Origin of the sequence: Mesorhizobium norvegicum (assembly GCF_004919685.1) — a bacterium.
Classification (GTDB): domain Bacteria; phylum Pseudomonadota; class Alphaproteobacteria; order Rhizobiales; family Rhizobiaceae; genus Mesorhizobium; species Mesorhizobium norvegicum.
Genome location: NZ_SMYZ01000006.1, coordinates 39255 through 50550, shown reverse-complemented (window position 1 = coordinate 50550; position 11296 = coordinate 39255). Strand labels below are relative to the sequence as shown.

At 62.4% G+C, this 11296-nt stretch carries 10 protein-coding genes and 1 pseudogene; 7 read left to right on the top strand and 4 right to left on the bottom strand.

Annotated features, from left to right (window positions below):
* Window positions 1–1326 (bottom strand): annotated as a pseudogene (locus tag FCU66_RS03735) (ABC transporter substrate-binding protein); the annotation flags it as partial.
* Between the two features lie 375 nt (window positions 1327–1701).
* Here FCU66_RS03735 and FCU66_RS03730 point away from each other — a divergent pair.
* Window positions 1702–2892 carry a M24 family metallopeptidase gene (locus tag FCU66_RS03730; RefSeq protein WP_136617207.1) on the top strand — a complete coding sequence of 397 codons (1191 nt, stop codon included), beginning with the start codon at window positions 1702–1704 and terminating at the stop codon, window positions 2890–2892.
* A 197-nt stretch (window positions 2893–3089) separates the two neighbouring features.
* Here FCU66_RS03730 and FCU66_RS03725 read toward each other — a convergent pair whose 3' ends face one another.
* From FCU66_RS03725 to FCU66_RS03715, 3 genes are read right to left on the bottom strand one after another with little or no spacing between them, the layout of a single operon-like run.
* On the bottom strand, window positions 3090–3506 hold the full coding sequence (locus FCU66_RS03725) for a cupin domain-containing protein (protein ID WP_136617208.1): 417 nt from the start codon (window positions 3504–3506) through the stop codon (window positions 3090–3092).
* 4 nt (window positions 3507–3510) lie between these two features.
* Window positions 3511–4374 carry a phosphoenolpyruvate hydrolase family protein gene (locus tag FCU66_RS03720; protein ID WP_136617209.1) on the bottom strand — a complete coding sequence of 288 codons (864 nt, stop codon included), beginning with the start codon at window positions 4372–4374 and terminating at the stop codon, window positions 3511–3513.
* 13 nt (window positions 4375–4387) lie between these two features.
* On the bottom strand, window positions 4388–5584 hold the full coding sequence (locus FCU66_RS03715) for a Tm-1-like ATP-binding domain-containing protein (protein ID WP_136617210.1): 1197 nt from the start codon (window positions 5582–5584) through the stop codon (window positions 4388–4390).
* An 83-nt stretch (window positions 5585–5667) separates the two neighbouring features.
* Between FCU66_RS03715 and FCU66_RS03710 the strand changes: the two genes are divergently transcribed.
* From FCU66_RS03710 to FCU66_RS03685, 6 genes are all read left to right on the top strand, one after another.
* Window positions 5668–6363 (top strand): TetR/AcrR family transcriptional regulator, encoded by a 696-nt coding sequence (locus FCU66_RS03710; protein WP_136617211.1) that lies wholly within the window; start codon window positions 5668–5670, stop codon window positions 6361–6363.
* A 358-nt stretch (window positions 6364–6721) separates the two neighbouring features.
* Entirely contained in the window at window positions 6722–8038 is a 1317-nt protein-coding gene (locus FCU66_RS03705; protein WP_136617212.1) for an ABC transporter substrate-binding protein, read from the top strand.
* 67 nt (window positions 8039–8105) lie between these two features.
* Entirely contained in the window at window positions 8106–9011 is a 906-nt protein-coding gene (locus tag FCU66_RS03700) for a carbohydrate ABC transporter permease (protein WP_056594760.1), read from the top strand.
* 1 nt (window position 9012) lies between these two features.
* Window positions 9013–9972: a carbohydrate ABC transporter permease gene (locus FCU66_RS03695; protein ID WP_136617213.1), complete on the top strand. Its 960-nt coding sequence runs from the start codon at window positions 9013–9015 to the stop codon at window positions 9970–9972.
* A complete protein-coding gene (locus FCU66_RS03690) occupies window positions 9969–10190 on the top strand; it encodes a hypothetical protein (protein WP_056594768.1) in 222 nt (73 codons plus the stop codon). The genes FCU66_RS03695 and FCU66_RS03690 overlap by 4 nt, the downstream gene beginning before the upstream one ends.
* Window positions 10187–11290, top strand: coding sequence for an ABC transporter ATP-binding protein (locus FCU66_RS03685; RefSeq protein WP_136617214.1), 1104 nt, complete (start codon window positions 10187–10189; stop codon window positions 11288–11290). Before FCU66_RS03690 ends, FCU66_RS03685 begins: the two co-directional genes overlap by 4 nt.
* Window positions 11291–11296 lie beyond the last annotated feature (6 nt).

Below are 11296 nucleotides of genomic sequence, written 5' to 3'. Positions count from 1 at the left end.
GCACGCCGTCCGGAATGCCGCTCTGCACCAGGATGGTGGTCGAGATCGCCGGATCGCCGCGGAACACCGGCGGGCCGACCGCGAGGTCGAAGGCGTGGTCGGTGTAGACCGCCTTGATGTGCGCGGCCGAGTCGTTGTTGACCAACTGTGCGTCGATGCCGATGGCGGCGAGTGCTTGGCGCAGATAGTCGCCGAACTGCTTGGTCTCGTTGAAATAGGGAGCGGGCAGCAGCTTGAGCGANNCTCGTCGAGCAGCGCGTTGGCCTTGGCGACGTCGAAGGCATAGGTCGGCACGTCGGCGGTGTAGAACTGCGGATCGTTCTTCGGCACCGGACCGGTGGCCGTCGCGGCATAGCCGAGGAACACCGTCTTGACGACGAAATCCTTGTCGATGGCATGCGCGATCGCCTGCCGCACTTTCACGTCGGCCAGCTCCTTGCGGCGATGGTTGATCTCGACGACGAGCTGATAGGTCAGCCCTTCGTAACCCTTGGAGATCACCTTCAGGCCCGGCACTTTCGAGATGCGGTCGAGATCGGCCAGCGGCACGGCGGAAAAGGCTGCCAGCTGGATCTCTTCAGCCTCGAGCGCGCTCGCCGCGGACGTGCGATCCGGCAGCACCTGATAGATGATCTCGTCGAGATAGGGCTCGTCCTTGCCCCAGTAATCCGTGTTCTTGGTCAGCCGGTAATATTGGCCGGCCTTGTACTCGCCAAATTTGAACGGCCCGGTGCCGATAGGCGCGTTGTTGGCCGGGTTGTCCTCGATCTTGCCCACCTTGTAGATGTGCTTCGGCACCACGCTGCTCAGCGCCGGCAGCGCGTTGCGGATCAGCTGGAACGGCGTCGGCTTGGCGAACTTGAACACGGCGGTGAGATCGTCAGGGGTGTCGACGCTGGCCAGATCCTTGAACACGGTGCGGCCGAGATTCTGCAGCGGCTTCCAGATCTGCAGTGCCGAGAAGGCGACGTCGGCCGAGGTGAACGGCTTGCCGTCATGCCATTTGACGCCGTCGCGCAGTTTGAACGTCACTGAGAGCCCGTCGGCAGCACCCTCCCAGCTCAGCGCCAGCCGTGGAGCGAGCCCGTCCTTGCCGTCGAAGGAGGCTTCGGCCAGCGTTTCGACGATCTTGCTGGAGATGAAGAACACGCCGTTGGAGGCGACGATCGCGGGGTTGAGGTTGCGTGGTTCGGAATCGGCGGCAAGCACCAGCCGGCCGCCCTTCTTCGGCGTCTGCGACCAGCCTGATGTCGGCATGGCGGTGGAGGCCAGCAGCATTGCCGAGCCTGCAAGCATCGTGCGTCTGGAAATCGTGAAACCTGACATGATCGAACTCCGTCCTCTCCGCGACCCGGTCGGGTGCGCCAATATCCCTCAGACGCCGGCAAGCCCGCCGGCATCCTTGCGGTGGCGATTATGAGCCTTGCCGAGGGTTTCGCCAGAGACGGAATTGGCGCATCCTCGCTTGGCTTTGAAATTTTCGTTCGCTGGACCAGTTTGGAGGGAGCGGCTCAATTCGAGGTAATTTGGTCGGACCAGATTGCCCCGGTATGCGGCGGATGACGATATGATGACATCAAACGGCGTTGTTTTTCCTATTTCTGGCTAGACCAGAGCGGGCAAAATGGTGCAGATTTGAGCCATAGCTAGGGGATCGGGAGCAGAACGGCCGGCGATCCCAGGCAATTCAGGGAGAGAGAGATGAACATTGCTCCGGGCAAGAATGCCGTCGGCAATATCCCGTTCGACCAGGCGCGGGTCGACCGGCTGATGGAGGAGGCCGGCATCGATGTGCTGCTCGCCACCTCCAAGCACAACACGCAATATCTGCTGGGCGGCTACAAGTTCATCTTTTTTGCTGCCATGGATGCGATCGGCCACAGCCGTTACCTGCCGATCGTCGTGTACGAAAAGGGCGGGCCGGACCATGCCGCCTATATCGGCAACCGCATGGAAGGTGGCGAGCATCAGAACAACCCGTTCTGGACGCCGACGCTGCACGCCGCCTGCTGGGGCACGCTCGATGCCGCCAATCTCGCCGTCGAGCACCTGCAGAAGATCGGCAAGGGCAATGCCCGCATCGGCATCGAGCCCGGCTTCCTGCCGTCGGACGCCTATACGCTGATCCGCAAGACGTTGCCGGACGCCAGACTGATCGATGCGACCGACATGCTGGAGCGCATGCGCGCCATCAAGACCGATGCCGAGCTGGAGAAGCTGCGCACGGCCTCCGAACTGATCACCGATTCCATGCTGGCAACCATTGCCTGGGCGCGCGAAGGCACGACCAAGAGCGAGATCATCGAGCAGCTGCGGCGCGAGGAAACCAATCGCGGCATCCATTTCGAATATTGCCTGCTGACGCTGGGCTCCAGCCACAACCGCGCCGCCTCACCGCAGGCGTGGAAGCAAGGCGAGGTGCTGTCGATCGATTCCGGCGGCAACTATCACGGCTATATCGGCGACCTCTGCCGGATGGGCATTCTCGGCGAGCCGGATGCCGAACTCGAAGACCTGCTGGCCGAGGTCGAAACAGTGCAGCAGGCAGCCTTCTCCAAGGTCAAGGCGGGCACGCTGGGCGGCGACATGATTTCCCACGCCGAGGGCGTGCTGAAGGCCTCGAAGGTCGCGGCCTATACGGATTTCTTCGCCCACGGCATGGGGCTGATCACGCATGAAGCACCGTTCCTGATGACCAACCACCCGGTGACCTATGAGGGCACCTATGCGGCAAAGCCGCTGGAGAAGAACATGGTGCTGTCGGTGGAGACAACCATGCTTCACCCGACGCGCGGCTTCATCAAGCTGGAGGACACGCTGGCGGTTACCGAAACCGGCTATGTGATGTTCGGTGATCGGGGCAGGGGGTGGAACAGGGGTGCAACCGCCTAGCTGGTACTGAAGGGCGCTGCCCCCTCACCCGGATTGCCATCCGAATTGCGAAGGGCAATTCGGGGCAATCCGACCTCTCCCCGAGGGGAGAGGAGGGAGCCGGCGATGATGCTCGTCTCTTCTCCCCTCGGGGAGAAGGTGGCCGCGAAGCGGCCGGATGAGGGGGCCTCTCAGCAAACGCGGGAACGGAGGAAAGATCACTGCCCCGGCGGAATCAGCCTGAAATCCGGCAGCTCGCGCAGGACCAGTTCCGGGCCGGCCGGCGAATAGACGACGAAAAGCTGCATCGGCCCGTCACCGGTGTTGAGCGTCGAATGAAAGCGGCTTTCCGGCACATAGATGGTGCAGCCGGGGCCGACCTTCTCGACCGCCGGATTGCCCTTCTCGTCCTCAACCATCTGCTCGCCATGGCCCGAGATGACGAAGATGATTTCTTCCGCGCCCGGATGGTTGTGGCGCGTGTGGCCCTTGCCGGAAGGCAGGTCCACCACACCGCCGGAAAACCGGGTCGCGCCATTCACTTCAGGCGCCACCGTCAGCGCCAATTTTCCCCAGTCGAAGCCGAAGGCGCTGACGTCCTTCGGGTAGACAAACATTTTGCTCGTGTCGGTCATCGTCTCATCCCTTCCTTTTCTTCGTGGTCTTGTCGCTGCCAAGTGTCACGGCCTTGAAATCCGCCGTCTGCCGGGCGATCGCCGCCTCGGCCGGCAGCCGTTCCATCGAGCTGGCGCCATAGAAGCCGTGCAGGCCCTTGGCATGGGAGAGAATGTAGCGGGCGTCGTCCGGCATCGAGATCGGTCCGCCATGGCAAAGCAGGATGACATCCTTGCGCACCGAGCGGGCAGCATTGGCGATGGCGTCGATCTCGACGACGCAGTCGTCGAGCGACTTGGCTGACGTCGCACCGATCGAGCCGCCGGTGGTCACGCCCATATGGGCGACGACGATGTCGGCGCCGGCTTTGGTCATGGCGCGGGCCTCATCCGGGTTGAAGACGTAGGGCGTGGTCAACAGGTCGAGCTTGTGCGCCTCGGCGATCATGTCGACCTCGAGCCCGAAGCCCATGCCGGTCTCCTCAAAGCTCTGCCGCATCTGGCCGTCAAACAGGCCGATGGTGGGAAAATTCTGCACGCCGGAAAAGCCCATTGTCTTCAGCTCTGCCAGCAGCAGCGGCATGATGACGAAGGGGTCGGTGCCGTTGACGCCGGCCAGCACCGGCGTCTTCTTGACCACCGGCAGCACCTCGTAGGCCATCTCCTTGACGATCTCGTTGGCGTTGCCATAGGCGAGCAGGCCGGCGGCCGAGCCGCGCCCGGCCATGCGGTAGCGGCCGGAATTGTAGATGATGATGAGGTCGATGCCGCCGGCCTCTTCGGCCTTGGCCGACAGGCCGGTGCCGGCGCCGCCACCGACGATCGGCACCCCCTTGTCGATCATTCCCCTGAATTTCTTCAATATGTCCTTGCGCGGTATGGCGGGCATTTTTTTGGATCTCTCACTGTCTGGCGATGTCGAGGAAGGCCGATGTTGCAGCCTTTGCGAATTCCGGGTCGTTGATGTGCAGCGGCAGACGCGCCACGCGGCGCGTGCGGTTTGGCTTGATGGTGCGCTCGATGGCTTCGAACAGGACGGCGTCGGCTTCCGGGTCGAAGAAGGTGCCGCCCTCGATGTCGAGCGCAGAGACGCCCTTTTCCGGGATGAGAAAATGCACTGGCCCCTCGCAGCGGGCGAGCCTGGTGCCGATCCACTCGCCGATCGCACGGCATTCCTGCGCCGTGGTGCGCATCAGCGTGACGTTGGGGTTGTGCTCGTAGAACAACCGGCCGCGATAGCGTTCCGGGATGGTCGAAGGCGCCCAGAAGTTCACCATGTCCAGCGCGCCGACCGAACCGACATAGGGCAGCCTGGTGCTGGCGATCGCGCCGAAACGATCGTCTGTCGCCGGCAAGACACCGCCAAACAGCAAGTCGCAAACTTCGGTCGTGGTGATGTCGATGATCCCGGACAGCAGGCCGCTCTCGGCCAGCTTCTCCATGCTCCGGCCGCCGGTGCCGGTGGCGTGGAAGACCATGCAGTCATAGGTCGAACGGAGCTGGTCGGCGATGGCGGTCACGCAAGGCGTGGTGACGCCGAACATGGTGAGGCCGATCGACGGTCTGCCGTCGGGCGGCGGCGCCGGGCTGGCCGCCATGCCTGATATGGCTTGAGCCGCATTGTGCAGCACGACACGGGACAGCCGGTTCAGCCCGGCCATGTCGGTCACAGCAGGCATCATGATGATGTCGGAGACGTCGACATAAGGCGCGGTATCGCCGGAGGCGAGCGTCGAGACCATGATCTTGGGCAGGCCGAGCGGCAGGGCGCGCATGCCCGACGTGATGATCGATGTGCCGCCGCCGCCGCCAATGCCGATCATGGCGGCGATGTCGTTTCGCGATTGGGCAAAGCGGGCGAAGGCGGCGCCCATTGCGGCAACCGCGGTGCCGCGGTCGTCGATATCAAGCACGGCGCCGCGGCCATCGGGGTGGTGGCCGGCAATTTCCTTTGCGGTGATGTCGACGGGAATGGTTGCGTCGCGCGTTCCGACATCGACGCGGGACACCGCTGCGCCCGCAGCAGCGATCGCATTGGCCAGGAAGGCAAGCTCCTCGCCCTTGGTGTCGGCGGTGCCCACCACATAGATGCGCTTCATCGCGTTTCCCCGCCGGCTGTTTGCCCGGCCTTTCCGCAAGCGAAGGCCATTGCAATTTTTTGAGACGCGCGTATCGTATTGATATGGATGTCTCACGTCAACAATCCACGGCGAGCGACGACACTGAGCGGGGAAACGGCCAGGCGACAGAGCGCGGGCCGCGCGCGCGCACGAAACGGCTGATGCTGGAGACAGCAACAAGGCTGATGCAGGCGGGCGTCACGCCCTCGGTCAGCGAGGTCGCCGAGGCGGCACAGGTTTCCCGTGCCACTGCCTATCGTTATTTCCCGAGCCAGGCCGCACTGGTGCAAGCGGTGGTCGACGAGGGGCTGGGGCCAATCCTCACCTGGCAATCGACCTCCACCGATGCCGAGCGCCGGGTCGCCGAGCTGTTCGACACGGCCATGCCGCGCATCGAGGCCTTCGAAGCCACGTTCAAGGCAGCGCTGAAGCTGTCGCTCGATCAATGGGCGCGGCGTCAGGCCGGCACGCTGGGTGGCGAGCCGGCTTTCACGCGCGGCCACCGCATCGACTTGCTGAAAGAGGCGATCGCGCCGCTCAAGGGCCGTTTGCCGTCGCGCGACTTCAAGCGGCTGGCGCAGGCGCTGTCGCTGATGTTCGGCGTCGAGGTGCTGATCGTGCTCAAGGATATATGGGGGCTGGACAGTCGCGGGACGATGTCGGTCGCGCAATGGGCGGCCGGGGCGCTGGTGCGTGCGGCGGTTGCGGAATCGATCGGCGGCGGTGACAGCATCGATCCGGCGGCGGTCGCGAAATAGCGCTATCTGGTTCGACCAGATTTGCATGCCGACTACCGATCTTAACCGCAGTGCGGGGTGCCGGACAACACCCATGCGTATCACTGAGTAGGAAAATCTTGGTAAAACAGGCAGATAAAGCAGGAATCCGATAGCAACGGGCAAGTCGAGCTGCCAAGAAAGGGCTTGACGTGCATGCAGAATTGGTAATACCAGATCAGGTAAGAAAAGCGGATCGAAAGTGAGGGCTGCGATCCATTTTCCGGCAGGGCGAGGAGGCTCGGAACCGGAAAGGTGCGATCACGGGAGGAACTACCAGGGCCGGTCCCGTTGCCGGCTCGCATGACAAGGTAGAATGCGCACAAGGGAGGAAATCATTATGCGCAAGTTAGTGACCAGCGTACTTGCTGGTATCGGCTTAACGCTTGCCTGCGGAACGTCCGTTTACGCGCAGGAAAAGTCGCTCACCATCTTCTGGGCGGAATGGGATCCGGCCAACTATCTGCAGGAACTCGGCAACGAGTACGAGAAGGAAACCGGCGTCAAGATCACGGTGGAGACGACGCCCTGGTCCGACTTCCAGACCAAGGCCTTCACCGAGTTCAACGCCCATGGCGACGCCTATGATATGGTCGTCGGCGACTCGCAATGGCTCGGTGCCGGCTCGACCGGTGGCCACTATGTCGACCTCACCGACTTCTTCAACAAGCATAAGCTCGGCGAGGTGATGGCGCCGGCGACAGTAAAGTACTACGCCGAATATCCGGGCGGCAGCAGCAAGTACTGGGCCATCCCGCTTGAAGGCGACGCCGTCGGCTGGTCCTATCGCAAGGACTGGTTCGAGGATCCCAAGGAAAAGGAAGCGTTCAAGGCCAAGTACGGCTACGACCTCGACGTGCCGAAGGATTTCAAGGCGCTGCGCGACATCGCCGAATTCTTCTACCGGCCGGATCAGAAGCGTTACGGCATCGCCATCTACACCGACAATTCCTATGACGCGATGGCGATGGGCTTCGAGAACGCGCTGTTCTCCTATGGCGGCGAACTGGGTGACTATTCGACCTACAAGGTCGATGGCTTCATCAACTCCGACAAGGCGGTCGCAGCACTCGACGCCTACAAGGAACTCTACAAGTTCACGCCTCCAGGCTGGGCCAAGTCGTTCTTCGTCGAAGACAACCAGGCGATCACCGAAAACCTGGCCGCGATGAGCATGAACTACTTCGCGTTCTTCCCCTCGCTGATCAACGAGGCGTCGAACCCGAACGCCAAGAACACCGGCTTCTTCGCCAATCCTCCCGGCCCCGGTGGCGACCAGTTCGCCGCGCTTGGCGGGCAAGGCATCTCCATCGTTTCCTACTCGCAGAAGCAGGAAGAGGCGACGAAGTTCCTGGAATGGTTCATCAAGGACGAGACCCAGAAGAAGTGGGCGGCACTTGGCGGCTACACCTGCAGTGCGGCCGTGCTGAAGTCGCCTGAATTCCAGAACGCCACGCCCTACAACAAGGCCTTCTACGAGACCATGTTCAAGGTGAAGGATTTCTGGGCGGTGCCGGAATATGCCGAACTGCTGCAGCAGCTCAACCAGCGCGTCTATCCCTACATGATCGGCGGCGAAGGCACCGCCAAGGAAACGCTGGACGCACTGGCTGCCGACTGGAACGCGACCTTCAAGAAGTACGGCCGCGGCCAGTAACAATCGTGCTCACGGAGGGGGCGTTGGTGCCTCCTCCGTTTCTTTTTCTGCAAACGGGAGCAGGGTCTTGGCGACCACGATGATCACCACACTGGACAGGTCTTCAAGAGCGGCCGCGCGCGGCCTCAGCGACATTTCGATCCGCAACCTCTTCATCATTCCGACGGTCCTGTTCCTGATCGTCTTCAACATCTTTCCGCTGATCTATTCGCTCGGCTATTCCTTCACCGATTTTCGTGCGTCGACCAACGCGCCGGCGAATTTCGTCGGGCTGCAGAACTATCGTGACCTGCTCAACGACCCCTATGTCTGGTCCAACTTCGCCATCACTGCGAAGTACGTCATCATCTCGGTCGCCGGACAGTTGCTGGTCGGTTTCGGCGTCGCGATGCTGCTCAACCGCGACATCCCGCTGAAGGGTCTGCTGACAACGCTTCTCCTACTGCCGATGATGCTGTCGATGGCCGTCGTCGGCCTGTTCTGGAAGCTGCTCTACGATCCTTCCTTCGGCATCATCAACTATGCGCTCGGCCTCGGCACCTTCGAATGGCTGTCGGATCCGAAGATGGCGCTTTACGCCGTTGCGCTGACCGACATCTGGATGTGGTCGCCCTTCGTCATGCTGTTGTCGCTGGCCGGTCTGTCGGCGGTGCCGAAGCACCTCTACGAAGCCGCCGCGATCGATCGTGCCGGGCCGTTCTACACCTTCTTTCGCATCACGCTGCCGCTGGTCGCGCCGATCCTGATGATCGCCGTCATCTTTCGCACCATGGAAGCGTTCAAGACCTTCGATCTCGCCTACATCCTGACCAGCCAGCCGACCACCGAGCTGATCTCGATCCGGCTCTACAAGATGGCGTTCCAGGAGTGGCAGACGGGGCGCTCCTGCGCGCTCGCCTACATCGTGCTGATCATGGTGCTGGCCATCACCAACATCTACGTCAAATACCTCAACAAGGTGAAGGAGCGCTGAGATGGCTGCCGTCCGCACTTCTTCCGAAATCGGCTTCAACCGTGTCGCCATCGTCGCCATTCTGGTGGTGACGCTCATTTTCCTGGCACCGATTTACTGGATCGCCTCGACGGCGTTCAAGCCGCGCAACCTCGCCACCACCATCCCGCCGACGGTCGTCTTCCAGCCGGAAATTTCGCCTTTCGTGAAGCTGTTCACCAAGCGCTCGCAATTGCGCAGCCCGCCGACGCCGGAAGAATATGCTGCCGCCCCGTGGTGGGAGCGCGTCGTCTTCGACGGCGGCGAGAAGATCGTGCGCGACGGCAAGGGTCAGGTGCAGTGGTCGGGATATCCAAGCCGCTTCCTGAACTCGCTGATCATCGCCATCACCTCGACGGTGCTGGCGGTCGGCATGGGAACGTTCACCGCCTATGGCTTCTCGCGCTTCAAGGTGAAGGGGGAGGCGGATCTGCTCTTCTTCATCCTGTCGACGCGCATGCTGCCGCCGGTCGTGGTGGCGATCCCGATGTTCCTGATGTACCGGGCGGTCGGCCTCAACGATTCCCATATCGGCCTGATCATCCTCTACACCGCCTTCAACCTGTCCTTCTCGGTGTGGCTGATGAAGGGTTTCATGGACGAGATCCCGAAAGAGTATGAAGAGGCGGCCCTGGTCGACGGCTATACGCGCATGGAGGCCTTCTTCAAGATCGTGCTGCCCGAGGCGGCCACCGGCATCGCCGCCACTGCCGTGTTCTGCTTCATCACCGCGTGGAACGAATATGCCTTCGCGCTGATCATGACCAACCGCCGCGCCCAGACCGCGCCGCCGTTCATTCCCAGCCAGGTCGGCTCCGGCCTGCCGGACTGGACGGTGATCGCCGCCGGAACCTTCCTGTTCCTGCTGCCGGTCGCGATCTTCACCTTCCTGCTCCGTAACCATCTGTTGCGCGGCATGTCCTTCGGAGCGATCCGCAAATGAGCTTTCGCGCCATCAATCAGAAATATCTGGAGCCCGGCAGCCAGGTGCTGATGGTGCTCGGCATCATCGCGCTCTGCCAGCCCTGGAACCTGCTGTTGCACACCTACGGCCTGACCATCATCCTGATCGGGCTGATCGGCTTCAACATCACCTCGAAGATCGCGCCTGAGGAGAAGGCCGGCACCGGCCAGGTGCGAAATCCGGGAGCACAGCATTGACCCAGATCGAGCTTCGCGGCGTCCAGAAATTCTTCGGCGCCGTCCAGGTCATCAAGGACCTCAACCTGAAGATCTCCGACAACGAGTTCATCGTGCTGCTCGGCCAGTCGGGTTGCGGCAAGACGACGACGCTGCGCGCCATCGCCGGACTGGAGACGATCGACGAGGGCGACATCCTTATCGACGGCAAACCGATCCAGCATCTGAAGGCCGCCGACCGCGACATCGCCATGGTCTTCCAGTCGTTCTCGCTCTATCCGCATATGAGCGTCTACGAGAACATCGCCTTTCCCCTACGCGCCACACGCAAGAGCAAGGCCGAGATCGAACAGGAAGTGCGCTCGGTTGCCAAGACGCTGCAAATATTAGACCTGCTCGACAAGAAGCCGTCGGCGCTTTCAGGCGGCGACATGCAGCGTGTGGCCATCGGCCGGGCGCTGGTGCGGCGGCCGAAGGCGATGCTGATGGACGAGCCGATCGGCGCGCTCGACGCCAAGCTGCGCGAGGAGATGCGGGCCGAGATCAAGCGGCTGCACATCAAGCAGGGCTCGACCACCATCTATGTCACGCACGACCAGATCGAGGCGATGAGCCTCGCCGACCGCATCGTCATCATGCATGAAGGCGTGCTGCAGCAGGTCGGCTCGCCCGACGAGGTCTATTCGCACCCGGCAAACCTGTTCGTGGCACAGTTCGTCGGCAGTCCGGTGATGAATGTCGCCGATGCGGCGGTCGCCGAGACGGCGTCCTCGGTCTCGGTGACGGTCGGCGGGGCTGCCGCCGGCTTCGAGTTCCCGCGGGCGCTGCTGTCGAAGCTCAACGGCCATGCCGGCAGCCAGCTGGCGCTCGGCATCCGGCCGGAAGGCGTCCTCATCCGCCGCGATGCGGCCGAGGGGTTCCTGCCGGTCGAGACGCAGATCGTCGAGCCGCTCGGCTCCTTCGACATTGTCGACCTCAAAGTCGGCTCCAAGATGCTGCGCGCACGCACCAAGAGCGGGTTCGTCAGCGGTCCCGGCGAGAAGGTGTTCGCCAGGATCGATCCGGCCCAGGCGCATTTCTTCGACACGGCAAGCGGCAAGTCGCTGGAAGTGAGATTGTGATGGCCG